The organism is Streptomyces sp. NPDC091371, assembly GCF_040684275.1.
Classification (GTDB): Bacteria; Actinomycetota; Actinomycetes; order Streptomycetales; family Streptomycetaceae; genus Streptomyces.
This window is the reverse complement of record NZ_JBFBFP010000001.1, coordinates 1-24,280: the sequence shown is the minus strand read 5'-3', so window position 1 is coordinate 24,280 and position 24,280 is coordinate 1. Positions and strand designations below refer to the sequence as shown.

The 24,280-nt window shown below is 71.4% G+C and carries 25 protein-coding genes; 8 read left to right on the top strand and 17 right to left on the bottom strand.

The window, feature by feature from the left end; genetic code table 11:
* Positions 1-59: 59 nt before the first annotated feature.
* Positions 60-599, bottom strand: coding sequence for an RNA 2'-phosphotransferase (locus AB0O21_RS00125; protein WP_365164253.1), 540 nt, complete (start codon positions 597-599; stop codon positions 60-62).
* 133 nt (positions 600-732) lie between these two features.
* Here AB0O21_RS00125 and AB0O21_RS00120 point away from each other — a divergent pair, with 133 nt between their 5' ends.
* Positions 733-1,485 (top strand): aquaporin, encoded by a 753-nt coding sequence (locus tag AB0O21_RS00120; RefSeq protein WP_365164250.1) that lies wholly within the window; start codon positions 733-735, stop codon positions 1,483-1,485.
* Between the two features lie 124 nt (positions 1,486-1,609).
* On the opposite strand, the gene AB0O21_RS00115 is transcribed toward AB0O21_RS00120, so the two are convergent.
* From AB0O21_RS00115 to AB0O21_RS00100, 4 genes are all read right to left on the bottom strand, one after another.
* Positions 1,610-2,524: a MerR family transcriptional regulator gene (locus AB0O21_RS00115; RefSeq protein ID WP_365164248.1), complete on the bottom strand. Its 915-nt coding sequence runs from the start codon at positions 2,522-2,524 to the stop codon at positions 1,610-1,612.
* A gap of 10 nt (positions 2,525-2,534) precedes the next feature.
* Entirely contained in the window at positions 2,535-3,419 is an 885-nt protein-coding gene (locus tag AB0O21_RS00110) for a metal-dependent hydrolase (protein ID WP_365165384.1), read from the bottom strand.
* Between the two features lie 68 nt (positions 3,420-3,487).
* Positions 3,488-5,296: an SDR family oxidoreductase gene (locus AB0O21_RS00105; protein WP_365165382.1), complete on the bottom strand. Its 1,809-nt coding sequence runs from the start codon at positions 5,294-5,296 to the stop codon at positions 3,488-3,490.
* A gap of 5 nt (positions 5,297-5,301) precedes the next feature.
* On the bottom strand, positions 5,302-6,159 hold the full coding sequence (locus AB0O21_RS00100) for a M24 family metallopeptidase (RefSeq protein WP_365164246.1): 858 nt from the start codon (positions 6,157-6,159) through the stop codon (positions 5,302-5,304).
* A gap of 216 nt (positions 6,160-6,375) precedes the next feature.
* Here AB0O21_RS00100 and AB0O21_RS00095 point away from each other — a divergent pair, with 216 nt between their 5' ends.
* The 5 genes from AB0O21_RS00095 to AB0O21_RS00075 all read left to right on the top strand — a co-directional run bounded on the left by AB0O21_RS00095 (position 6,376) and on the right by AB0O21_RS00075 (position 10,603).
* Positions 6,376-7,365: an ABC transporter ATP-binding protein gene (locus AB0O21_RS00095; RefSeq protein ID WP_365164244.1), complete on the top strand. Its 990-nt coding sequence runs from the start codon at positions 6,376-6,378 to the stop codon at positions 7,363-7,365.
* Complete coding sequence (locus AB0O21_RS00090) at positions 7,355-8,242, top strand: ABC transporter permease (RefSeq protein ID WP_365164242.1); 888 nt, start codon at positions 7,355-7,357, stop codon at positions 8,240-8,242. The genes AB0O21_RS00095 and AB0O21_RS00090 overlap by 11 nt, the downstream gene beginning before the upstream one ends.
* Positions 8,239-9,150 carry an ABC transporter ATP-binding protein gene (locus tag AB0O21_RS00085; RefSeq protein ID WP_365164240.1) on the top strand — a complete coding sequence of 304 codons (912 nt, stop codon included), beginning with the start codon at positions 8,239-8,241 and terminating at the stop codon, positions 9,148-9,150. The genes AB0O21_RS00090 and AB0O21_RS00085 overlap by 4 nt, the downstream gene beginning before the upstream one ends.
* A 15-nt stretch (positions 9,151-9,165) precedes the next feature.
* The gene (locus AB0O21_RS00080; RefSeq protein WP_365164238.1) at positions 9,166-9,885 is read left to right on the top strand and encodes an ABC transporter permease; all 720 of its coding nucleotides are present in this window, start codon (positions 9,166-9,168) and stop codon (positions 9,883-9,885) included.
* A gap of 82 nt (positions 9,886-9,967) precedes the next feature.
* Entirely contained in the window at positions 9,968-10,603 is a 636-nt protein-coding gene (locus AB0O21_RS00075) for a rhomboid-like protein (RefSeq protein ID WP_365164236.1), read from the top strand.
* Here the strand turns inward: AB0O21_RS00075 and AB0O21_RS00070 are convergent, their stop codons facing one another.
* A complete protein-coding gene (locus tag AB0O21_RS00070) occupies positions 10,604-11,254 on the bottom strand; it encodes a response regulator transcription factor (protein WP_365164234.1) in 651 nt (216 codons plus the stop codon).
* Positions 11,255-11,264: 10 nt separating this feature from the next.
* Positions 11,265-12,260: a histidine kinase gene (locus AB0O21_RS00065; RefSeq protein ID WP_365164231.1), complete on the bottom strand. Its 996-nt coding sequence runs from the start codon at positions 12,258-12,260 to the stop codon at positions 11,265-11,267.
* Positions 12,261-12,421: 161 nt separating this feature from the next.
* On the opposite strand from AB0O21_RS00065, the gene AB0O21_RS00060 reads away from it, so the two are divergent.
* Positions 12,422-12,964: a hypothetical protein gene (locus tag AB0O21_RS00060; RefSeq protein ID WP_365164229.1), complete on the top strand. Its 543-nt coding sequence runs from the start codon at positions 12,422-12,424 to the stop codon at positions 12,962-12,964.
* A 147-nt stretch (positions 12,965-13,111) separates the two neighbouring features.
* Here AB0O21_RS00060 and AB0O21_RS00055 read toward each other — a convergent pair whose 3' ends face one another.
* The 9 genes from AB0O21_RS00055 to AB0O21_RS00015 form a co-directional block, all read right to left on the bottom strand.
* Complete coding sequence (locus AB0O21_RS00055; protein WP_365164228.1) at positions 13,112-13,918, bottom strand: HAD family hydrolase; 807 nt, start codon at positions 13,916-13,918, stop codon at positions 13,112-13,114.
* Positions 13,915-15,192, bottom strand: coding sequence for a serine--tRNA ligase (serS, locus tag AB0O21_RS00050; RefSeq protein WP_365164226.1), 1,278 nt, complete (start codon positions 15,190-15,192; stop codon positions 13,915-13,917). The genes AB0O21_RS00055 and serS overlap by 4 nt, the downstream gene beginning before the upstream one ends.
* 527 nt (positions 15,193-15,719) lie before the next feature.
* Positions 15,720-16,655, bottom strand: a complete 936-nt coding sequence (pheA, locus tag AB0O21_RS00045) for a prephenate dehydratase (protein WP_365164223.1) — start codon at positions 16,653-16,655, stop codon at positions 15,720-15,722.
* A gap of 42 nt (positions 16,656-16,697) precedes the next feature.
* Entirely contained in the window at positions 16,698-17,975 is a 1,278-nt protein-coding gene (gene efeB, locus AB0O21_RS00040; protein WP_365164221.1) for an iron uptake transporter deferrochelatase/peroxidase subunit, read from the bottom strand.
* 5 nt (positions 17,976-17,980) lie between these two features.
* Positions 17,981-19,972, bottom strand: a complete 1,992-nt coding sequence (locus AB0O21_RS00035) for a copper resistance protein CopC (protein WP_365164218.1) — start codon at positions 19,970-19,972, stop codon at positions 17,981-17,983.
* Positions 19,973-20,000: 28 nt separating this feature from the next.
* Positions 20,001-20,483, bottom strand: a complete 483-nt coding sequence (locus AB0O21_RS00030) for a copper chaperone PCu(A)C (RefSeq protein ID WP_365164216.1) — start codon at positions 20,481-20,483, stop codon at positions 20,001-20,003.
* Entirely contained in the window at positions 20,480-21,133 is a 654-nt protein-coding gene (locus AB0O21_RS00025; RefSeq protein WP_365164214.1) for an SCO family protein, read from the bottom strand. Before AB0O21_RS00025 ends, AB0O21_RS00030 begins: the two co-directional genes overlap by 4 nt.
* Positions 21,134-21,202: 69 nt before the next feature.
* A complete protein-coding gene (locus AB0O21_RS00020) occupies positions 21,203-21,925 on the bottom strand; it encodes a YcnI family protein (protein WP_365164212.1) in 723 nt (240 codons plus the stop codon).
* A gap of 109 nt (positions 21,926-22,034) precedes the next feature.
* The gene (locus tag AB0O21_RS00015; RefSeq protein WP_365164210.1) at positions 22,035-22,865 is read right to left on the bottom strand and encodes a hypothetical protein; all 831 of its coding nucleotides are present in this window, start codon (positions 22,863-22,865) and stop codon (positions 22,035-22,037) included.
* A 221-nt stretch (positions 22,866-23,086) separates the two neighbouring features.
* On the opposite strand from AB0O21_RS00015, the gene AB0O21_RS00010 reads away from it, so the two are divergent.
* Entirely contained in the window at positions 23,087-23,530 is a 444-nt protein-coding gene (locus AB0O21_RS00010; protein WP_365164208.1) for an ATP-binding protein, read from the top strand.
* Between the two features lie 48 nt (positions 23,531-23,578).
* On the opposite strand, the gene AB0O21_RS00005 is transcribed toward AB0O21_RS00010, so the two are convergent.
* On the bottom strand, positions 23,579-24,280 hold a 702-nt coding region (locus AB0O21_RS00005), incomplete at its 5' end, for a M24B family metallopeptidase (RefSeq protein WP_365164207.1).

The following is a 24,280-nucleotide window of genomic DNA, read 5'->3' as shown; positions in this document are numbered from 1 at the left end:
CACACATTAGGGGGATGGTCCGACAATCTCAGCGTGAATTCCCGCGCTCCCGGGTGCGGCTACTGGAAGCGCAGGAACCGCGGCGGCACCGAATCCACCAGCCACACCCCGTTGGCGCTGATCCGGAAGACGTGTCCGGCCGCGCGCATCGCGGCCGCGTCCACGCTGAGCACCACCGGTCGGCCGCGCCGTGCGCCGACCCGGGTCGCGGTCTCCCGGTCGGGGGACAGGTGCACGTGGTGGCGGGCCATCGGGCGCAGGCCCTCGGCGCGGATCGCGTCCAGGGAGGCGGCGACGGTGCCGTGGTACAGGTAGGCGGGCGGTTCGGCTTCCGGGAGGTCGAGGTCCACGGGCACGGTGTGCCCCTGGCTGGCGCGGATCCGGGTGCCGTCGACGGCGAACCGGCGCTTGTCGTTCGTGGCGACGACGTGGTCGAGCTCGGCGCGGGTGAAGGGGAATCCGTGGGCCGATGCCGCGCTCAGCAGGTCGTCGATCTCCACCCAGCCGTGGGGGTCGAGCACCAGTCCGATCCGTTCCGGCTGATGCCGCAGGTGTTTCGAGACGTATTTGGACACCTTCACGGTGCGTCTTTCATCCATAAGCCCAGCGTGCCGGTCGGAGGACCTTCCGAAAAGGGATTTTCGTGGTGCCGGGCAGCGCTGGACACCGCTATCGTTTTTCCAAGATACGGAATACATTTTCCGCTGCCACTTCCGACCAGGGGGAGAAATCATGACAGCCCGTACCTCTCTGCCGCGCCGCGCAGCCGCGGAGATCATCGGAACCGCCGCTCTCCTCGTGGTCGTGATCGGCTCCGGAATCAAGGCCGCCCAGCTCAGCTCCGACACGGGCGTGGCCCTCATAGCCAATTCGGTCGCCTCGGCCATCGGCCTCGGGCTGATCATCACCCTCCTCGGACCGCTGTCGGGCGCCCACCTCAACCCGGTGGTCACCCTCACCAGCTGGTGGTCCCGGCGCACCGGCGGCGACGGGCTCAGCGGCCGGGAGGCCCTCGTCTACACGGCGGCCCAGATCGTGGGGGCCATCGCCGGCGCCGTCCTCGCCGAGCTCATGTTCGATCGCGTCCCGGGCGCCTTCGCCACCCAGGTCCGCGACGGCGGGAACCTGCTCCTCGGCGAGGTGATCGCCACCGCCGGGCTCGTGCTGGTCATCCAGGGCCTGGGGCGCATCGGGCGCCCGAGGCTCATCCCGGCCGCGGTCGCCGCGTACATCGCCGCCGCGATCTGGTTCACCTCCTCCGGATCCTTCGCCAACCCGGCCGGCACCATCGGGCGGTCCTTCAGCGACTCCTTCACGGGTATCGCTCCGGAGTCGCTGCTCGGGTTCGTCGCCGCTCAGCTGGTCGGCGGGATCGTCGGCATCGCCCTCGCGGGCATCCTCTACGGGAGCGCGCGCACCCACAGGACGGTGGTCGTGGCGGCCGGAACCGCGCCCGCCAAGACCGAGTTCGAGACCATCGGCTGAGAGCCTGGCTCCGTTGCCCACAGGCAAGTGGACTTGTCCACAGCCGGTTGGGTGGGTTTTGACGGCAAACGAGTGATCCGCCCTGTGGACTACCGACCGGCAGTCACACACCCCCTCGACCGCGCTACCGCTCGCCCCTGCGTGCCAGATCGTTCATCGTCCGGGCCTGGAGCTCCCGCTCCGTCGCGGCCCGGACGAACTCCGCGACGTGCTCCGCACCCACCAGCTCCTGCACCGCCCGCACCGTCCCGGCCGGCAGCGCCACCGGCGACGGGCCCGACGGCTGCGGAGCGCCCGCCGCCCCCAGGTGCCGCTGGAGGTGCCGGGTCGCGAACAGCCGCATCGCCCGCGCCAGTTCCGCGTCCACGGTCTGCTGCGCCAGCGGCCGGAGCCGCCGCACCATCGTTGCCGCTTCCGCCGCGTCCGCGTCGGTCGGCGGCACCTGCCCGAGGTAGCGCGCGAAGACGTGCTCGGTGGTGAACTCCAGGAACCGCGAGGCGATGTGCTCGACCTGTCCGCGCAGCTCCCGCAGGTGCCCGGTGATCGCCGGCAGCGGCACCCCCGCCGCGTACAGCTCGGCGGCCACCGCGAGCTCCTGCGGGGAGGGCACCAGGAACTGGTCCGGGCGCCCCGGGATCCGCTCCAGCACCCCCAGCTCGCAGGCCTCGCCCACGGCGTCGTCGTCGGGCTTGCCGCCGAACCGTTCGTTCAGCTCCTCCCGGGTGATCCGGGCCGCCTCCTCGTCGGTCCACGGCCCGTTCACCTCGGCGACCAGACCCAGTACGCCGCCCAGCCCGCGCCCCGCGTCCCAGGCCTCCAGCAGCTCCTTGATGGAGGCCAGGGTGTAGCCGCGGTCCAGCAGGTCCGCGATCTGGCGCAGCCGCGCCAGATGCGTGTCCCGGTAGACGTTGGAGCGGCCCCGCCGCTCCGGCTTCGGCAGCAGACCGCGGTCCTGGTAGGCACGGATCGTGCGCACCGTCGCCCCGCTGTGGTGCGCCAGATCCTCGATCCGGTACTCGGCTACCGCCTGCTCGGACAATCCCGGCTCCCTACGACATCGCGGCTCGGCCGAGCGCGCCCGCCGCGGCCCGGGCGGCAGGTGAAGCCGCAAGGTACTCGACCGCCCTGCGCAGCGAGCCCTCCTGCGAGGGATGGTACGACCGCCGGAAGTAGCGGGGTATGGCCATGCCGAGCTCTCTCCACGTGGGAAGCAGCCCCTTGGCGACGGCCCGGTTGTGCTCGCGCAGCGAATAGCGCAGCCGGCCGCCGAGTTCGGGGTCGTTGCGCATGAGGTACGAGGCCCCCCACACCCACAGCCAGGCCAGCACGGGCGCGACCACCACCATCCCCTCGATGCGCCGCGCGTAACGGGGCAGGCCGCTCCCGCCGCAGTGCTGGTACATGTCGAAGGCGACGGAGCGGTGCTCCACCTCCTCCGCGCCGTGCCAGCGCAGCAGGTCCAGCATGATCTCGTCCGCACCGGCCCGGTCGAGCCCCTCGGCGCGCAGCACCCAGTCCCCGAGGACCGCCGTGAACTGCTCGATCGCGGCGACCAGCGCGAGCCGGAAGCGCAGCCACTCCTGGGCCGTGATCGGCGCCCCGAAGGGCGGGGTCTCCCCGAGGAGCTTCTCGAAGAGGAAGTCCACGTGCCGCGTGTACGCCTCCGTCGGCAGCCGCTGCCCGGCGAGGTGGTCCAGCACGTAGGAGTGCTGCACGCTGTGCGTGGCCTCCTGGCCCATGAACCCCTTGACGTCCCTGCGCAGCGCGGGGTCGGTGACCAGGGGCAGGCCCTCCTTGAAGACCTTCACGAACCACCGCTCCCCGGCGGGCAGCAGCAGGTGCAGCACGTTGATGACGTGGGTGGCGGTGGGCTCGTCGGGTATCCAGTGCAGCGGGGTGGTCTGCCAGTCGAAGGACACCCGGCGCGGGCTGATGGCGTACGAGGTCCCGCCGGCCGGCCGCCCGGCCGTGGCCCCGTCCCCGTCCCGGTCCCCGTCCCCGCTCACAGTTTCGGCTCCAGCCTCGCGATGCGCCGCAGGGTCCGGGGCGCGAAGCGGGACATCCACAGGGCGCCCTTGGACTCGGGAGTCACCGGTACCACGGCCTCGTTGCGCACGACGGCCCGCAGGATGGCGTCGGCGACCTTCTCCGGCGGGAAGTTGCGCAGCCCGTAGAGGCGCGAGGAACGCTCCTGGCGACGCTTCTCCTCGGTCTCGTCCACCCCGGCGAAGCGCGAGGTGGCGGTGATGTTGGTGTTGACGATGCCGGGGCAGATCGCGGAGACGCCGATCGACTTCGAGGCCAGTTCCGCGCGCAGGCACTCCGACAGCATCAGCACCGCGGCCTTGGAGGTGCTGTAGGCCGGCAGGGTCCGGGAGGGCAGGTAGGCGGCGGCGGAGGCGGTGTTGACGATGTGCCCGCCCTGGCCGCGCTCGGCCATCTGCTTCCCGAAGATCCGGCAGCCGTGGATGACGCCCCACAGGTTGACGTCGAGGACCTTCTTCCAGTCCTCGGCGGTGGTGTCGAGGAAGGACCCGGACAGGCCGATCCCCGCGTTGTTGACCAGGACGTCCACGATCCCGTACTCGGCGGCGACCTTCGCCGCGAGCTTCTCCATCGCCTGCTCGTCGCTGACGTCCACGCACTCGCCCCAGGCCTCGGCGGCGCCGACGAGGCGGGCCATGTCGGCCGTGCGGGCCGCGCCCTCGCCGTCCCGGTCCACGGCCACCACCCGGGCCCCGGCCTCGGCGAAGGCGAAGGCGGTGGCCCGGCCGATGCCGCTGGCCGCGCCGGTCACCAGCACCAGCTGGCCGCCGAAGCGGTCGGCGTACTTGCCGGGGGCCTTCAGCTCCGGAGCCCGCGTCGCCGGCTCCTCCCGGCTGGTGACGAACTCGGTGATCCAGGCGGCGAGCTGGTCGGGCCGGGTCCGCGGCACCCAGTGCTTGGCGGGCAGGGTCCGGCGCAGCAGGTCCGGCGCCCACCGCTCCAGGTCGTCGTAGAGCCGCTCGGAGAGGAAGGCGTCCCCGGTCGGGGTGATCAGCTGTACCGGTACGTGCGCGAAGGCGTCGGAACGCGGCCTGCGCAGACGGGGCCGGACGTTGTCCCGGTAGAGCCAGGCGCCGTGCGCCGCGTCCGAGGGCAGCGAGGCCGTGGGGTAGGACCCGGCCGGGACCTTCTCGACGCGTTCCAGCATCTTCGGCCAGCGCTTGCCGAGGGGCCCGCGCCAGGCGAGCTCCGGCAGCACGGGCGTGTGCAGCATGTACACGTACCAGGACTTGGCGCCCTGGCCGAGCAGCTGCGCCGCCCGGCGCGGGGTGGGCCGCGTCATCCGCTTCTTGATCCAGTGCCCGAAGTGGTCGAGGGAGGGCCCCGATACCGAGGTGAAGGAGGCGATCCGGCCCTCGGTACGGGCGACCGTCGCGAACTCCCAGCCCTGTACGGAGCCCCAGTCGTGGCCGACCAGGTGCACCGGCCGGTCCGGGCTGACGGCGTCCGCCACGGCCAGGAAGTCGTCGGTCAGCTTCTCCAGGGTGAAACCGCCGCGCAGCGGCTGCGGCGCGCTGGAACGCCCGTGGCCGCGTACGTCGTAGAGCACCACGTGGAAGCTCTCCGCGAGCCGCTCGGCGACCTCCGACCAGACTTCCTTGCTGTCCGGGTAGCCGTGCACGAGCATCACGGTCGGCCGGTCGGCGTCGCCGAGCTCGGCGACGCACAGCTCGATGCCTCCGGTACCCACCCAGCGCTCGCGCGCGCCGGCCGGCCCGGCCGTGCCCGCTCCGCCGCTGACGTTCTTCCCGTTGATGCCGCTCATGCCGCTCATGCTGCCTTCTCCTCGGCCCAGCGCCGCACGTGCGGCAGATCGTCGTCCAGCCAGAACGCGCTCTCCTCGGGATCCCGGGAGTCGGTGACGACCAGGATCTCCTCGAACTTCGCCCCCGTGCCCCGGAAGCCCAGGTGCGGTTCCACCGCCCACAGGCCGGGCTGCGGCGCGTGGTCGGAGAAGTGGTAGGGGCTCCACAGCGGCGACCAGCCCTCGCGGTGCCCGTGCAGGGCGTCACTGGCCAGCCCCTTGAGGGACTGCGTGCCGAAACCGAACGCGGTCGGCGACCAGCGCCGCTCCTTGACCCGGTCGATCTTGTGGGCGATGACGCCGAAGGGGTACGCGCGGTGCCGGTTGGCGTACCCCTGCCGGTTCATCAGCCGCTCGACGTTCTCGTAGATCTCGCGCAGCGAGCGGCGCTCGCGCACCTGCTCCAGGATCAGCACGCGGTGCTCGCGCAGGTCGGACATGAGCCGGTCCTGCACCGGGTTGAGCCCGAGGCTGCCGGAGTAGCCGATGTCGGCCGCGTACCCCTTGTAGACCGGGGCCATGTCGAGGATGAACGGCATCCCCGGCTCCAGCTTCCGGTTGGTCGGGAAGAACTGCAGCGGGATCTTGAAGTTCACGAAGGCGGTGCGGTCACCGAACCAGGCGAACGGCAGGTGGAACCAGTCCCGCACGCCCCGCTCGCGCAGCCACTCGCGCTGCATCCGCGCGGCTTCGCGCTCGGTCACCCCGGGCCGCAGCCGGGCCGCGACGGCCTCCGCGCACTCGTAGGAGAGGCGTTGCACTTCCCTGAACCCGCGCAGGTCGGTGTCGAGTCGCGCGGTGCGTTGCTTGGTGTCCCCAGCCATGCCAGCAGTCCGTCCCTGTAGCCGTACGCGCCCGTAAGTTGACACTGATGAATGTGACAATGACCGGAGATCACGTCAAGGCCCGTGCACGGACCTGTGGACAAACTTGTCCTGGCCACATCAGCCTCCAGTACGGGGGCATACGCCGGAAGGCGGAGACGGGATCCAGCTCAAGGTCTGACGATTCGCGAGGGCCGCACCACTAACGTCGAAGCCGTGACTGTCATCGCGACCGAAAGCCTGAGCAAGCGGTACCCCCGAGTGACCGCCCTCGACCGGCTCTCCCTGGACATCGGGCCTGGTGTGACCGGCCTCGTGGGTGCCAACGGAGCCGGCAAGTCCACGCTGATCAAGATCCTGCTGGGACTGTCCCCCGCCACCGAGGGCAGCGCCGCCGTGCTCGGCCTCGACGTCGCCACGCATGGCAGCGCCATCCGTGAACGCGTCGGCTACATGCCCGAGCACGACTGCCTGCCACCCGACGTCTCGGCCACCGAGTTCGTCGTCCACATGGCCCGCATGTCCGGGCTCCCGCCGACCGCCGCCCGCGAGCGCACGGCCGACACCCTGCGCCACGTCGGGCTGTACGAGGAGCGCTACCGCCCCATCGGCGGCTACTCCACCGGCATGAAGCAGCGCGTCAAGCTCGCCCAGGCACTGGTCCACGACCCCCAGCTGGTCCTCCTCGACGAGCCGACCAACGGCCTCGATCCGGTCGGCCGCGACGAGATGCTCGGACTGATCCGCCGCGTCTACACCGACTTCGGCATCTCCGTCCTGGTCACCTCCCACCTGCTCGGCGAGCTGGAGCGGACCTGCGACCACGTCGTGGTCGTCGACGGCGGCCAACTGCTGCGCTCCAGCTCCACCAGCGACTTCACCCAGACCACCGCGACCCTCGCGGTCGAGGTCACCGACTCCGACGCCCACCCGGACGGCACCGCCGCCCTGCGCGCGGCGCTCGCCGCGGCCGGCCTCACCCTCCACGCGGGCGAGGAGCAGGGCCTGCCCGGCGCCGGCCACATCCTCCTCGTCGAGGCCGACGGCGACCACGCGTACGACGCCGTCCGCGACACCGTCGCCGACCTCGGTCTCGGCCTGGTCCGCATGGAACAGCGCCGCCACCACATCGCGGAGGTCTTCCGCGACAACGACCAGCCCGCGCACCTCGCCCAGCAGAAGGGAGCCGGTTCCGATGGCGCCTGAAACCTCGACCCAGATCCACAACATCGGCTACCGGTCCTACGACGGCCCCCGGCTCGGCCGTGCCTACGCCCGCAAGTCGCTGTTCTCGCAGTCCCTGCGCGGCGCCTACGGACTGGGCCGCTCCGCCAAGTCCAAGGTCCTGCCGATGATCCTCTTCGCGGTGATGTGCGTGCCCGCGCTGATCATCGTCGCGGTCGCCATCGCCATCCCCGGCTCCACCGACCTGCCGATCAAGTACACGACGTACGCCGTGACCACCCAGGTGATCGTCTACCTCTTCCTCGCCTCCCAGGCCCCGCAGTCCGTCTCGCGCGACCTGCGCTTCAAGACGGTGCCGCTCTACTTCTCGCGGCCCATCGAACGCGTCGACTACGTCGTGGCCAAGTACGCGGCCATGGCCTCGGCCCTGTTCATCCTCACCGCCACGCCGCTGCTGATCATGTGGATCGGCTCGCTCCTCGCGAAGTTCGACTTCGCCGACCAGACCAAGGGATTCGGACAGGGACTGGTGTCGGTACTGCTGCTGTCGCTGCTCTTCGCCGGCCTCGGCCTCGTCATGGCCGCGCTCACCCCGCGCCGCGGGTTCGGCGTCGCCGCCGTCATCGCCCTGCTGCTGATCCCCTACGGCGCGGTCACCGCGGTGCAGGGAGTCGCCGTCGCCACCGAGAACACCGGAGCCATCGAGTGGATGGGCCTGTTCTCCCCGATCACCCTCATCGACGGCCTGCAGACCGCCTTCCTCGGCGCCAGCTCCGCCTTCCCCGAAGGCTACGGCCCCTCGGCCGGTGTCGGCATCGCCTACCTGCTCGTCGTCCTCGGCCTCATCGCCGGCTCCTACGCCGCCCTGATGGCCCGCTACCGGAAGGCCGGGCTGTGACCATCATCGACATCGACCATGCCTCCCGCTGGTTCGGCAACGTCGTCGCCGTCAACGACGTGACCATGCGCATCGGCCCCGGCGTCACCGGACTGCTCGGCCCCAACGGCGCCGGCAAGTCCACGCTCATCAACATGATGGGCGGCTTCCTCGCCCCCTCCACGGGCACCGTCACCCTCGACGGAGTGCCGATCTGGCGCAACGAGCAGGTCTACAAGCAGGTCGGCGTCGTGCCCGAGCGCGAGGCCATGTACGACTTCCTCACCGGCCGGGAGTTCGTCGTCGCCAACGCCGAACTGCACGGCCTCGACGACGCGGCCGCCCAGCGGGCGCTCGCCACCGTCGAGATGGAGTACGCCCAGGACCGCAAGATCTCCACGTACTCCAAGGGCATGCGCCAGCGCGTGAAGATGGCCTCCGCCCTCGTGCACGACCCGTCCGTGCTGCTCCTGGACGAGCCCTTCAACGGCATGGACCCGCGCCAGCGCATGCAGCTGATGGAGCTGCTGAGGCGCATGGGCGACGAAGGACGCACCGTCCTGTTCTCCTCCCACATCCTGGAGGAGGTCGAGCAGCTCGCCTCGCACATCGAGGTCGTCGTCGCCGGCCGGCACGCGGCATCCGGCGACTTCCGCAAGATCCGCCGCCTCATGACGGACCGCCCGCACCGCTACCTGGTCCGCTCCTCCGACGACCGCACCCTCGCCGCGGCCCTGATCGCCGACCCCTCCACCGCCGGCATCGAAGTCGACCTGAAGGAAGGCGCCCTGCGCATCCAGGCCGTCGACTTCGGCCGGTTCACCGAGCTGCTGCCCCGGGTCGCCCGGCAGCACGGCATCCGCCTCCTGACGGTCTCGCCCTCCGACGAGTCCCTCGAGTCGGTCTTCTCCTACCTCGTCACGGCCTGAAAGGAGCTGGCACCCATGTACAACCCCACCGTCGCCCGGCTCACCTACCGGGCCCTGCTCGGCCGACGCCGCGCGCTGATCCTCTTCGCGCTGCCCGCCCTGCTGATCGTCATCGCCCTCGCCGTGCGCTCCTTCGCCGGAGTGGACGACAGGGTCGCGGCGGAGCTCCTCGGAGGCTTCGCCCTCGCCACCATGGTTCCGCTGATCGGTGTCATCGCGGGCACCGGCGCCATCGGCCCGGAGATCGACGACGGCTCGATCGTCTACCTGCTCGCCAAGCCGGTGAAGCGCCCGACGATCATCATGACGAAGCTGATCGTGGCCATCGCCGTCACCATGGCCTTCTCCGCGATCCCCACCCTGATCGCCGGATTCATCCTCAACGGCAACGGCCAGCAGATCGCCGTCGCCTACACCGTCGCAGCCCTCGTCGCGTCGATCGCCTACAGCGCGCTGTTCCTGCTGCTGGGCACCATCAGCCGGCACGCGGTCGTCTTCGGCCTGGTCTACGCCCTGATCTGGGAGTCCCTCTTCGGCAGCCTGGTCTCCGGAGCCAAGACCCTCAGCGTCCAGCAGTGGGCCCTCGCCCTCGCCGAGAAGGTCGCCGGCCCCGGCTACGTGGACGCCACCGTGGCTCTGCCCACCGCCGCGATCCTGCTCGCCGCGGTCACCGTGGGCGCCACCGCCTACGCGGGCCAGAAGCTGCGCCGCCTCACCCTGGCGGGCGAGGAGTAGGCCCGCGGGACCCTGCGCGCACCGTGCCCCGCCCGGCTCATTCGGCCAGGCGGGGCACAGCTTTAGCGGTCATCATCAGTTCATGATCGAACACAGCGGGCCGGAGCTATCCAGGCCCGTACGGTCCTGGATAGCCTCCTCGCCCGGAACGCACATCTGGCTGCTGATCATCGCCGTCACCAGCATCGTCGTCGTGATCGCGCCGGAGCAGGTCGAGCGCGTCCTGATGCACCGCAACAGCAGCAACATCCACCAGCTCGTCAAATATCCCGTCCGGGCGCTCCTCAGCAGCGCCTTCTGGATCGAGGACCCGGCCTCGCTCGCCCTCTACGCCGTGCTCTTCGAGGTCTTCCACGCCCCCGTCGAACGCTGGCTCGGCACCCTGCGCTGGCTCGCGATCGTCGCGACCGCCCACATCGTCGCCACTCTGGTCAGCCAGAAGGTCCTCCTGACGGCCATCCAGGCCCACGAAGCCCCGCGCAGCATGACCCACGTCGTGGACATCGGCGTCAGCTACGGTCTCGCCGCCTCGGTCGGAGTCCTCACCTACCGGCTCCCCAGCCCCTGGCGATGGTTCTACCTCGTCGGAGCGGTCGCCTTTTTCGGCCTCCCCCTCGCCACCGGCGGCACCTTCACCGACCTCGGCCACGCCATCTCACTGACCGTCGGCCTGCTCGCCTGGCCACTGACCCGCCACGTTGTTTCACGTGAAACGTGACTAGTCGCCCTCCGCTTCGGGCCGCGCCACGCCGTGCTCCCACGCCCACGCCGCGATCCCCACCCGGTTGCGCGCCCCGAGCTTCGCCTGGACGTTCGCGATGTGGGTCTTCGCCGTCCCCGCGCTGATGAACAGCTCCGCACCGATCTCCGCGTTGGTCAGCCCCCGCGCCACCAGCCGCACGATCTCCAGCTCCCGGCCGGTCAACGGATGGGCGGCGGGCCGGGGAGCCGGACCCTCGCTCGTCAGCCGGCTCAGCAGCCGCACCGTGATCTGCGGACTGATCAGGGTGTCCCCGGCCATCGCCGCCCGCACGCCCTCGATCAGCAGCGCCGGCCCGGACCGCTTCAGCAGGAAACCGCAGGCTCCGTTGCGCAGCGCCGTGTGCACGTACTCGTCCAGGTCGAAGGTGGTCACGACCAGCACCCGCGTCTGCGGCGCCAACAGCCGGGTCACCTCCAGCCCGTCGAGGAGCGGCATCCGGATGTCCGCCAGCACCACGTCCGGCCGCAGCTCCCGGGCCAGCGCCACGGCGCTCTCCCCGTTTGCGGCCTCGCCCACCACGGTCATGTCCGGCTGCGAATCCAGGATCAGCCGGAAGCCGCTGCGGATGTCCTCTTGGTCGTCGGCTATCAGGATGCGTGTGGTCACGCCGCCATGATCACCCCTGGGGCGGGGCCGCCGCCGGGAACACCGCCGAAACCAGCCACCCGCCGTCAGCGCTCGCCCCGGCCCGCAGCGTCCCGCCCGCCGCCTCCACCCGCCCGCGCAGACCCGCCAGCCCCGTCCCGCCCCGGCGCCTGCGCCCCAGCCCCAGCAGCCCGCCCTCGCCCCGCGCCGGCGCGGAGTTGGCCACGCTGAGCTCTATGCCCGCCCCCGCCCGCCGTACGGAGACCCGCACCACCGCCGCCCCGGGCGCGTGGCGGCGTACGTTCGTCAGCGCCTCGACCGCCACGCGGTACGCGGTGGTGTCCGCCTCCCGCGACAGCTCGCCCACCGCCACCGGGTCCGCGTCGAGCGCCCCGCCCTCGAAGCGCTCCACCAGCCCCGGCAGTTCCACCAGACCCGGCACCGGAGCCGTCGGCCCGCCCGCGGCTTCCCGCAGCGCGTGCACCGTACGGTCCATCGACGCGAGCGCGCTCAGGCCGGCCGTCTCGATCCGCTCCAGGGCGAGGACCGCCTGACCGGGATCCCCGGCTGCCACGAACCGGGCCGCCTGGGCCTGCACCACGATGGCGCTCACGTCGTGCGCCACGAAGTCATGCAGATCCCGCGCCAGTTCGAGCTGCTGATCGCGCTGCGCATCCCGTACGGCCCTGCGCAGCCGGTCCGCCTGACGGCGCAGGTACCCGCCGGCCAGCACGGCCCCCAGCCCGGGCAGTGCCCAGAAGGCCGCCGCGCCACAGGCCTCCAGCCACGACCCGTCCTCCCACATCAGCGGTACCGGCCACAGCGCGACGGCCGCCACGCCCAGCCCGCCCGCGACGCTCCCGGAGCGCACCGGAGACCAGCGGGCCACCAGAACCAGCAGCGGCAGCAGCAGACACACCGCGAGCAACATCCACGCCGCGGGGGCCCTCAGGAACGCCGCACCGATCCCGACGACGGAGGCCGAAGCCAGCAACGGGGCATAGGCGGCACGCGGGTTCACGGTCATGGGCCGACCCTATGAGCGCACCCCTCGGCAGACCATCGGCCGTTCGGCAGAGCCGGCCCGCTCAGTCCCGATACGGACCTGCTGATCGGCGGATGGTTCCGGCGGGCCCGCCGGAAGAGGCTTGAGACCTCACCAACCGCCTCCCGAAAAGGACTTGGACGATGACCACGCTCGCTGCCCCCGCGCCGACCACCACCGTCGGCCCTGTCGTCAGCCGCCCGATCCGCTGGGTCGCCCACGCGGCCGCCCTCACCCTCGTTCCCAGCGGGCTGTGGAGGATCGCGATCGCGGTCGGCATTCCCGTCGGATGGGGGGTCGGCAGCGGGCTGGAGGCCGAGCTCTACCCCGGCAAGTGGTCCTTCTACCTGGTGGCCCTGAGCCTCTTTGCCGAAGGGCTCGGCCTGCTCACCCTCGGTCTCGTGCAGCGATGGGGCGAGGTGATTCCGAGCTGGGTCCCCCGGCTGGGCGGCCGCCGGATTCCACCGCTCGCGGCGGTCGTACCCGCCGCCCTCGGAGCCGTGGCCGTCACACTGATCGCCGTCCCGGCCGCCTTCCACTGGAGTGTCAGCATGGAGGCTCCGGGCGCGCCCACCGGGGCCGGCTGGTGGCTCATGACCCTCTGCTACGCGCCGCTGGTGCTCTGGGGCCCGCTCCTCGGGATCGTGACCGCGGCCTACTGGCGCCGGCGGCGGGTCCACGGCTGACGGCACGCGGAAATTCGCTGGTACGCGGATTGTGCCCGGGGCAGAGTGGGTCATGCGGGGAGCAACAAAAGGTCCGGGGCAGCCACTTCGAGCGCGCCTTACGGCGCGGGCTGTCCCGGACCTCTCGTACGTCGTGCGCCGTGCGCGCTACGCGGCGCCCAGCAGGCGCTCCAGCACCACCGCGATGCCGTCCTCCTCGTTGGAGGTCGTCACCTCGTCCGCGACGGCCTTCAGGTCACGGTGTGCGTTGGCCATGGCCACACCGTGGGAGGCCCAGCCGAACATGGGGATGTCGTTCGGCATGTCCCCGAAGGCGATGGTCTCGCTCTTCTTCACACCCAGCCGGCGCGCCGCCAGCGAGAGCCCCGTGGCCTTGCTCAGCCCCAGCGGCAGTATCTCCACCACGCCCGGACCGGCCAGGACCACGTCGACCAGCGCCCCGACGACCTCCCTCGCCTTCGTGGCCAGGGAGTCGTCGTCCAGCTCGGGGTGCTGGATGTAGAGCTTGGTGAGCGGGGCCGCCCACAGCTCCGGCGTGTCCTTCAAGAACACGTACGGCAGCGGCCCCTCCTGCACCCGGTAGCCCGGACCGACCAGCACGTCGCCGTCGATGCCGTCCCGGCTCGCGGCCAGGAACACCGGACCGAGCTCCGCCTCGATCTTGGCCAGCGCCAGCCCGGCGAGCTGCCGGTCCAGGGTCACCGAGGTGAGCAGCCGGTGCTCGCCGGCGTGGTAGACCTGCGCTCCCTGGCCGCACACCGCCAGCCCCTGGTAGCCCAGGTCGTCGAGGATGTGGCGGGTCCAGGGCACGGCCCGGCCGGTGACCACGATGTGCGCGGCCCCCGCCGCGGTGGCCGCGGCGAGTGCCTCGCGCGTCCGCTCGGAGATCGACTCGTCGGCCCGCAGCAGCGTGCCGTCGAGATCCGTCGCGATCAGGCGGTACGGAAAGCTCACTTGGCGATCGGCTCCAGCAGCTCCCGGCCGCCCAGGTAGGGACGGAGCACCGCGGGCACCCGCACCGAACCGTCGGCCTGCTGGTGGTTCTCCAGGATCGCGACGATCGTGCGCGGTACGGCGCACAGCGTGCCGTTGAGCGTGGACAGCGGCTGGGTCTTCTTGCCGTCGCGGTAGCGGATCGACAGGCGGCGGGCCTGGAATCCGTCGCAGTTCGACGCGGAGGTCAGCTCGCGGTACTTGCCCTGCGTCGGGATCCACGCCTCGCAGTCGAACTTGCGCGAGGCGGAGGCCCCCAGGTCACCGGTGGCCACGTCGATCACCTGGAACGGCAGCTCCAGGCTGGTCAGCCACTGCTTCTCCCACTCCAGGAGCCGCTGGTGCTCGGCCTCGGCGTCCTCCGGCGCGACGTACGAGAACATCTCGACCTTGTCGAACTGGTGGACGCGGAAGATGCCGCGGGTGTCCTTGCCGTACGTACCGGCCTCGCGGCGGAAGCACGGCGAGAAGCCGGCGTACCGCAGCGGCAGCTTGTCGGCGTCGATGATCTCGTCCATGTGGTACGCGGCGAGCGGGACCTCGGAGGTGCCGACCAGGTAGAAGTCGTCCTTCTCCAGGTGGTACACGTTCTCCGCGGCCTGGCCGAGGAAGCCGGTGCCCTCCATGGCGCGGGGGCGGACCAGCGCCGGGGTCAGCATCGGGATGAAGCCGGCCGCGGTGGCCTGCGCGATCGCCGCGTTGACCAGGGCGAGCTCGAGCAGGGCGCCGACCCCGGTCAGGTAGTAGAACCGCGAGCCCGACACCTTGGCGCCGCGCTCCACGTCGATGGCGCCCAGCGATTCGCCGAGCTCCAGGTGGTCCTTGGGCTCGAAGCCCTCGGCGGCGAAGTCGCGGATGGTGCCGTGGGTCTCCAGGACGGTGAAGTCCTCTTCACCGCCGACGGGGACGTCCTCGTGCACGATGTTGCCGAGCTGGAGGAGGAGGCGCTTGGCGGCCTCGTCGGCCTCGTTCTGCTCGGCCTCGGCGGCCTTGACGTCCTGCTTGAGCTGCTCGGCCTTCTTCAGCAGCTCGGCCCGCTCCTCGGGGGAGGCCTTGGGGATGAGCTTGCCGAGCGACTTCTGCTCATTGCGCAGTTCGTCGAAGCGCATGCCTGAGGACCTGCGGCGCTCATCGGCGGAGAGCAGCGCGTCGACGAGCTCGACGTCCTCTCCACGAGCGCGCTGCGAGGCGCGGACACGGTCAGGGTCTTCACGGAGCAGCCGGAGGTCAATCACCCCTCCAGGCTACCGGGCTGGGGTTCCTGGGATCACACCGATATCACGCTGCGTGTCGCTATGTCCCAATTGCGGCGAATGGATAAGTCTTGGTGGTCGGCCGGAAGTGATCCTTCCCGGGAGGTCGATAAAAGCGTCCCATTCTCCGAAAAGGGACACGACGTCGACCGGCGGCCGGGCCCTGAGCAGGGGCGGAGGCCGTTCCTTGTCCACAGGAATTCACAGCCCCCCGATCTTATCCACAGGCTGTGTGCCGCATCTGTGGACACGGAAATAGATCATTCGCGACCGGTGGGCGGCCGGGGCGAATCAGGGTTCAAACCGCCCTCACACACTCATTCGGGTGGGAATGACTCGCCCCAAAGAGTTGATCGGTGATACGGGGGTGACGCCGTTCACCTTCCGCTCTCCAGCGCGAAACCTGAGCCCTGCGACCGATATGTCGACCTTGTCGCGCCGTTCTGTCGACTTGTCCCCAGGTTGCCGTCCCGGCCTGTGGATAACTCTGTGGACAGTGGACGGGGAGGCTAGGCCCGGCCGTCGAGGCAGCGAGTCAGCCAGTCGGAGGCGTCCGTGAAGTCACCGTCGGAGGTTCCCGGCCGGGGCGCGCGGACGTCACTCTGAGCGACACCGGCCCGCGGATAGGAACCGAGGAAGCGGACCTGGGGGCAGGTCCGCTTGAGACCCATGAGGGCTTCGCTCACCCTCCGGTCGGAGATGTGGCCCTCGGCGTCGACGGCGAAGCAGTAGTTGCCGATGCCCGCACCGGTCGGCCGGGACTGGATCAGCATCAGGTTGACCCCGCGCACGGCGAACTCCTGGAGCAGCTCCAGGAGCGCACCGGGGTGGTCGTCGCCGAGCCACAGCACGACGGAGGTCTTGTCGGCGCCCGTCGGGGCCGCGGGCCGGGCGGGGCGTCCGACGAGCACGAACCGGGTCTCGGCGTTCTCGGCGTCGTGGATCTCGGTGACCAGCGGCACGAGGCCGTAGGTGGTCGCCGCGAACTCGCCGGCGAAGGCCGCGTCGAAACGCCCCTCCTGGACCAGCCGGGCGCCATCGGCGTTGGAGGCGGCCGACTCCCACACCGCGTCCGGCAGGTTCGCCCGCAGCCAGTTGCGCACCTGCGGCTGGGCCACGGGGTGCCCGGTGACGGTCTTGACGTCGGACAGGGCCGTCCCCGGCCGGACGAGCAGCGCGAAAGCGATGGGCAGCAGCACTTCGCGGTAGATCATCAGCGGTTCGCCGGAGGCGAGCTCGTCGAGGGTGGCGGTGACCCCGCCCTCGACCGAGTTCTCGATCGGGACGAGGGCGGCCGCGGCCTCGCCGTTGCGCACGGCGTCCAGGGCGGCCGGGACGGACACCATCGGGACGAGCTCCCGGGTGGCGGCTTCCGGGAGCGTGCGCAGGGCGGCTTCGGTGAAGGTGCCCTCGGGACCGAGATACGTGAAGCGGGTGGCCGACATGCGGTCAGCCTAGTACCGGGGCACCCGCGCCCGGGGTGCCGTTCACCCTTCGAGCAGCCGCTGTCCCACGTACTCCCCGGCGCGCGGGCCGGGCGGGACGGCGTACAGGCCGCTGGACTCGTGGCGGATGAACTCCGACAGCGCGTCGCCGCGGTCCAGCTTGCGCTGGACGGGTACGAAGCCGCGCAGCGGATCGGCCTGCCAGCAGATGAAGAGGAGCCCCGCGTCGGGGGTGCCGTCGGCGCCGATCCCGTCGTGGAAGGAGAAGGGGCGCCGCAGCATGGCGGCCCCGCCGTTCTGAGCGGGGGCGGAGATCCGGGCATGGGCGTTGGACGGGATGACGGGCTTGCCGTCGGCCCCGAGCTTGTCCAGCGCCAGCGGCGTGGTCTCGGTGCCGCCGGTCAGCGGGGCGCCGGTGGCCTTGGTGCGGCCGATGACCTGCTCCTGCTGTGCGAGCGACTGCTTGTCCCAGTCGTCGAGGAGCATGCGGATGCGTCGGACGACGGCGTACGAGCCCCCCGCCATCCATGCGTGTACGGCGGGGCCGGGGCCGGTTTCGGGAACGAAGATCCGCTTGTCGAAGTCGGGCTGCGCGGGCTTCGGGTTGCCGGTGCCGTCGACCTGGCCCATCAGGTTGCGGGCGGTCATCGGGGTGCCGGTGGCGCCGGGCGAGCGGTTGAAGCCGTTCATCTGCCAGCGCACCCGGGCGGCGTCTCCCGCGTCCTTCTGGAGGGCGCGCAGGGCGTGGAAGGCGACGAGTCCGTCGTTCGCGCCGATCTGGATCCACAGGTCGCCGTTGCTGCGCTGGGGGTCGAGCCGGTCCGAGGAGAAGTCCGGCAGCGGGTCGAGAGAGGCCGGGCGGCGGGCGGTCAGGCCGGTGCGGTCGAAGAAGGAGTGGCCGAAGCCGAAGGTGACCGTGAGGGAGGACGGTCCGGCGTCGAGGGCGATGCCGCTGTCGGAGGTCGGGGCGGTCTCGCCCGCCATCAGCCGGCGCGCTGTGTCGGACCAGCGGCGCAGCAGCGCGGCTGCCTCGGTGCGGCCGGCGCCGCCGGCCAGGTCGAAGGCCAGGACATGGCCCTTGGCCTGGAGCGGAGTGGTGATGCCGGCCTGGTGGTCCCCGTGGAAGGCGACCTGGGTGGCGCCGAGGGAGGACAGGCTCCCGGCGCTGCCGGAGGCGGAGCCGGTCCCGGAGTCGGCGAGTGCGGAGTGCGCGAGGGCGCCGCTCGTCGCGCCGAGTGCGAGGCCCGCGGCGCCTGCGGCGCCGACGGTGCCCAGCAGGCGGCGCCGGGAGATCTCGATGTCGGGGTTGCTCTCGGTCACGCTGGTCAGCCGATCTTCACGGTCTTCTGGACGGTCGTCTGGTCGATGTCGGAGGTGCGCACGGTCACGTCGATACGCCATTCGCCGGCGAGCGGCAGCTGGACGCCGGACGCGGTCCAGTGTCCGGGGGAGGCGTGGTCGGGGACGAGCGGCAGAGGGCCGATGTCCTTGGCGGGGAGGGTGAAGGCGACCCTGATCTCGGGGAGGTCGAGGGGCTTGCCGTCGCCGGAGTCGGCCCACAGGTGCAGTGTGTTGGCGCCGACCCGGCCGGGGTCGAGCTCCAGCCGGACGGATCCCTTGCCGTCCGGGCCGCCGGTGTCGAACGGCAGGGTGATCTTGACCGCGCGGTCGGGGACGGCGGGGGCGGCGGAGCCGCGGCCCGTCTCCCGCTCCACTGTCCGCCCGGGCTCGGTGCTGGTGAGGACCGTGGTCACGGCGAGCAGGACCACGGCGATACCGGCCTCGGCGAGCACGGAGCGGCGCAGACCGGCACGGTCCGGGTCCGCGTCGCGGACCTGCTTCTCTCGCGCGCGCTCGCGGGCGGCGAGCTGGCGGGCCAGCTGGGCGGCTCGCTCGGGGTCCGCCGGGACGGTGACGGGCTCGGCTTCACGTGAAACGTCGGTGGCCTCGGTGGCGTCGGCGGATGTTTCACGTGAAACATCGCTGGGCGCCCCGACCTGGGCCGGCTGGGTGTCGGCGAGCCGGCCGGTCCACTTGCGGGACACGTAGGCGAGGGCGACGAGGACGGCCACCAGGCCGACCTTCACGAGCAGCAGCCGTCCGTAGTCGGTTCCGGTGAGCGCGGACCAGCTGCCGACCTGGCGCCAGGACTGGTACACGCCGGTGACCGTGAGGACCAGGACGCTGATGAAGGCGACCTTGGAGAAGCGCCGGACGGCGGCGCGCTCGAGCCCGGGGACCTTGTGGAGGGCGACGAGCAGGGCGGCGAGCCCGCCGAGCCAGGTGGCGACGGCCAGCAGGTGGAGGATGTCGGCGGGCATGGCGATGCCGGGCTGGACACCGGTGGAGGCGTGCTCGGACAGGGCCCAGGTCGCCGCGATGCCGGCGGAGACGACCGCGCCGCCGATGCCGAGCCCGAAGGTCAGGTCGTCGGTCTCCCGGGCGTCCTCCGAGCCCTGCTCCACGCCCTCCCCGGTGCTTTCGGAGCCCTGCTGGCGGCGTGCGTAGACGCCGAGGAGGACCGCGATGAAGAGGGCGGCGGCGCCCAGCAGGAGGAGCCGGGAGACGAGTGAGGCGCCGGTCTTGGTCGCCAGCACGGCGCGCAGACCATCGAGGTCGAAGGCATCGCCGAACTTCCCGGAGCCGGTGTAGGGGGTGCGGAGCACCAGCATCACGAGGGTGGCGGCGGTCAGCGTGACCCAGGCGCGCACGATGAGCTTCTGGAGCGGCCGCTGCGCGGCACCCCGGCGCCAGCACAGCAGGATGAAGGCGGCGGCGCCGACGAGGACGGCGAAGCCCGCGTAGGCGGCGTACCGGGCGATGCCGTAGGCGATGCCCACCGGGCCGCCGCCCGCCTGCTGGGCGGGAAGGGTGACGGAGGTGGCGGAGGGGGCGCCGATGGAGAAGGTGAAGGCGCCGGAGATCGGGTGGCTGTCGGCGGAGACGGCCTGCCAGGCGACGGTGTACGTGCCGTTGGGCAGACCGGCGCGCAGGGCGGTGCCGTAGCGGACGGTGTTCCCGCTGCACAGGTCGTGCAGTTCGCCGGTGTCCACGCGCTTGCCCTGGGGGTCCAGGACGCGGATGGAGTCGCCGCCCATGGCGACCTGCTCGGAGAAGGAGAGCGTGACCTGAGCGGGGGCCGTCGCGACCACCGCCCCGTCCTTGGGGTCGCTCGCCGTGAGTGCTGCGTGCGCCGTGGCCGGGGCGGCCGCGGTGAACAGGGTTGCCAGCAGGGCTGCGAGGACCAGCGTGAGCCGCGGCAGCAGTGCCGTGGTGCGGACGCGGGCCGCGGAGGGGGCGGGGGCGGTGGTCGTCATGGCGTGTCAGTCCCTCGGTGCGGGTCCGTCAGTGACCGGTGCTGTTCTGGGCGTTGTACGTCCGTTCCTTCACGTCCAGCTCGACCTTGACCGGGTCGGCCTTCTCGAAGCGCAGCTCGACCGTCACCTTGTCGCCGACCTTGGGGGTGTTCTTGAGCCCCATGAACATGACGTGGTTGCCGCCGCGTTCCAGCTTGAGCTCACCGTTGGCGGGCACGTCCATGGACGGGACCTGCTGCATCTTCTGGTCCTTGGTCTCGTGGATCTGCAGATCGTCGGAGAGCGCGGAGGTGACGCCGACGAGCTTGTCGGCGGTCTTGGAGTTGTTCTTGATGACCATGAACGCGCCGGCCATCTTGTCGTTGACGGGCTGGGGCATGTAGCCGCCGCTGACCGTCATCTTCGGCTTGCCGTCGCCGGAGCCGCCGGAGTCCGAGGAGCAGCCGGATATGGCGAGTGCCGCCGTCAGGGAGAGGGCGGCGGCGAGGGTGCGGGTGGTGCGGGCGTTCACGGGTTCTCTCCCTTGATGATCTTCGGCAGGTCCTTGGCGTAGTCGTCGACGGTGGTGCCCTCGCCGTAGAGGACGTAGCCCTCGTCGGTCTTGGGTGAGAACGCGATGACCTGGGCGCCGTGCATGGAGACGACGCTGCCGTCGGCCTCCTTCTTGGCGGCCTCGATGCCGATGCCGAGCGAGCGCGCGGCGGCCTGGATGGCGGCGAAGTCCCCGGTGAGGCCGATGAAGGCCGGGTCCTGGGCCTTGAGCCACGAGCCGAGGGATTCGGGAGTGTCCCGTTCGGGGTCGGTGGTGACGAAGACGACCTGGAGGTTGTCCTGGTCGGCCTTGGGGAGCGCCTTCTTGGCGACGGCGATGTTGCTCATCGTCAGCGGGCACACGTCGGGGCAGTTGGTGTAGCCGAAGTAGATGAGCGTCGGCTTGCCCTTGGTCTGCTCGCGCAGGTTCCACGGCTTGCCGGTGGTGTCCGTGAGGACGAGTTCCGGCTTGCTGAAGGGGCGGTCCAGGACGGTCGCGGCCTTCGCGTTGCTCTGGCCGCCGGAGATCTGGGTGACCGAGCCGGTCTTGGCGGGTTCGCCGCCGCAGGCGGTGAGGGTGAGTGCGGCCGCCGCGAGGAGGGCGGCGACCGTCACACGTGTGGTGCGCATGAAGAGGTGTCCCTGTGATCGGGGATGGTTCGGATGTGCCGGGTCCCGGACGCGCCGGGCCCGGATGCGTCAGGAGGAGCGGCGGCGCGAGGCGACACCGAAGGCGACCCCGCCGAGTCCGACGAGGATGCCGGCGATGCCGAGGGCGCGCGCCGTGTTGTCGGCGCCGTGCCCGGCGTCGGCCTTGTCGTGGCTGTGCCCCGCGTCCTTGTCGCTCTTCGCGTCCTTGGCGTTCTTGTCGTCACCGTGGTGGCCGGCGGCCTTGGCGGCGGACAGCTTCAGCACGGGCGCCGGGTTCTGCGGTTCCGCGGCGCCGTCCTTGGCTTCCTCGATCCAGCGGACGACCTCGCCGTTGTCGTAGGTCTGGATGGACTTGAAGACCATCTGCTCGGCGTTCTCGGGCAGCTTGCCCACGGAGACGGGGAACTGCTGGAACTTCCCGGGCTCGATCTTGCCGCCGGACCAGGTGACCTTGGTGACGGCCTCGTTGATCTGCTTGCCGTGGACGGTGAGCGGCTTGTCGAGCTTGCTCTTCTCGACCGTCACGGTCCAGCCGGGGACGTCCTGCGGCATGACGGACGAGAGGGGCTGGTCTACGGGGAAGTTGACCTCCAGCTGGGTGGTCGACGCGTTGTCGCGCTCGTTGGGGACCTTGAAGTTGAGGGTCGCGTAGCCGCCCTTGGCGGCTTCTCCGACGGGCTGCACGCCGACGTGCGCGAAGGCGGTACCGGACAGGAAGAGGACGGTACCGGCGGCGAGGGCGGCGGCGAACGAGACGCGAGAGGTCTTCATGGCAGAAACACTCCACGGAAGCAGTGGTGACGGTGGCTCCGCGCACGGGCGCGCGCGGAGTTCGCGGCACCGGCGTCCCGTCGTGTGTCCCGGGGAGGAGGGTGCCGCGTCAGGCTGCGAGGGCGAGGGCCGTGGGCGGCCCGCGCCTGATCACCGTGTGCTGGAGTGCCTCGCGTCCGGTGGGCGCGGCGGGGCCGGCTTCGGTCCGCGGGGTCTGCCGGGCAAGGGCCGGCGCGCCCGGAAGTCCGGCGCCGAGGGCGCGTACGAGGGCCAGTGCGGCGCGCAGCGGGCGTACCGGGGTGGCTTCGGCGGACAGCCGGGACAGTTCGACGAGCCGGAAGAGTGCGGCGTCACCGCGGCCGAGCAGCCAGCCGGCGGCGAGCGCGGCCAGCAGGTGGCCGGTGAGCATGGCCGGGCTGAACAGGCCGGTTGCGGGCGCGCTGGTGGCGGCTTGGGCCAGGTGCGCGTGCGCGCCGTGGCCCTGCGCGGCGAGGTCTCCGGTCTGTGCGGCCAGAGCGGCCGGGTCCAGCCCGGCGCTCTCCAGGATCCGCCGGGCGTCGGCGGGGCTCAGCGGTACGGAGTTGCCCCCGCACACCAGCCGCGCGGCGAGCGCCGCGAGGGACACGTCGTCGGAGGCGGCGCCGGCCGCTGCCCGCCCGGCCGCGGCGCTGTGCTGGCCGAGGCCGAACAGCGTGTGCAGGGCGAGTTGTCCGGCGGCGAGACCTGCGGCGATGCCGGGGAGGGTGCGCCGGCGTCCCGCGAGCGGGGCGGCGACCGCGAAGACCGCCACGAAGCCGAGGCACAGCGACCACCACGGCACGGTGGCGCAGGACGCCAGGGCGTGCCCGGTCCCGGACAGCACGACACAGACCGCGGTGAACACCGCGGCCCGGATGATCCGCAGGGCGGTTCCGGCGTGCGTCGCGTGGGGGGCAGTCATGGCCGGGCCATCATCGCACTGCGCTGACGCCCTCCATACGGCAGGTCCGGAAGGTCCCTTGAGTCCGCTCTGGGGATGGCTTGAGACGGGGGCCGCTGCCGCAGCGCCGTACGCGCATACACCGCTGTCCGGGAGAGTCGCCATCGGCCGAACGGGGGCATTGCGCGCTCGGTCGGCCACGAAGCGCTTACGACCCCCTTCGGGCGGCAATACGTAACCGTATGAGCATCTGGTGGTCTCTCCACTTGAGGCGCGAAGCCGCGAGCGTGCCGCTCGCCAGGCGACTGCTGCTCGGGACGATGGAGACCGCGGGGGTGGACCCGGACATCTCCTTCGACCTATCGGTGGCCCTGGGCGAGGCGTGTGCGAACGCGGTGGAGCACGGCGGGCACGGCGATCTCCCGCACGAGACCGAGGCGTACCACGTCACGGCCTATCTGGACGGGGACTGCTGTCGTATCGAGGTGAGCGATTCGGGGCCGGGTTTCCCTGCCGCGACGGTGGCCCGTCGCAGACCCTCCCTGGCCGAGAGCGGCCGGGGCCTGCACCTGATCGAGGAGCTCGCCGATCACGTCCGGTTCCGCAACCGGCCGGGCCGGGGAGCGGTGGTCAGTTTCGACAAGATGCTGAAGTGGCGCGACGACGCGCTGCTCAAGGTCTCCTGACCCGTTCCCAGGGCCAGGAGAGCTCGAGCTCGGCGCGGCGTTCGTGCGTCAGCCCTTGAGGCGGGCCATCCAGGCCTCGACCTCGACCGAGGTGCGGGGCAGCCCGGCCGACATGTTCCGGTTGCCGTCCTCGGTGACGAGGATGTCGTCCTCGATCCGGACGCCGATGCCGCGGTACTCCTCGGGCACCGTCAGGTCGTCGGCCTGGAAGTACAGACCGGGCTCGACGGTCAGGCACATGCCCGGCTCCAGCGTGCCGTCGACGTAGGCCTCGGTGCGCGCGGCCGCGCAGTCGTGGACGTCCATGCCGAGCATGTGGCCGGTGCCGTGCAGGGTCCAGCGGCGCTGCAGGCCGAGCTCCAGGACGCGCTCGACCGGGCCCTCCAGCAGGCCCCACTCGACGAGCTTCTCGGCCAGCACGTGCTGGGAGGCGTCGTGGAAGTCGCGGAACTTGGCGCCCGGCTTGACGGCTGCGATGCCGGCTTCCTGGGACTCGTAGACCGCGTCGTAGATCTTGCGCTGGATGTCGGTGTACGTGCCGTTGATCGGCAGCGTGCGCGTGACGTCGGCGGTGTAGAGGGAGTGGGTCTCCACGCCGGCGTCGAGCAGCAGCAGGTCGCCGGAGCGGACGTCGCCGTCGTTGCGGACCCAGTGGAGGGTGCAGGCGTGCGGGCCGGCGGCGCAGATGGAGCCGTAGCCGACGTCGTTGCCCTCGACGCGGGCGCGCAGGAAGAAGGTGCCCTCGATGTA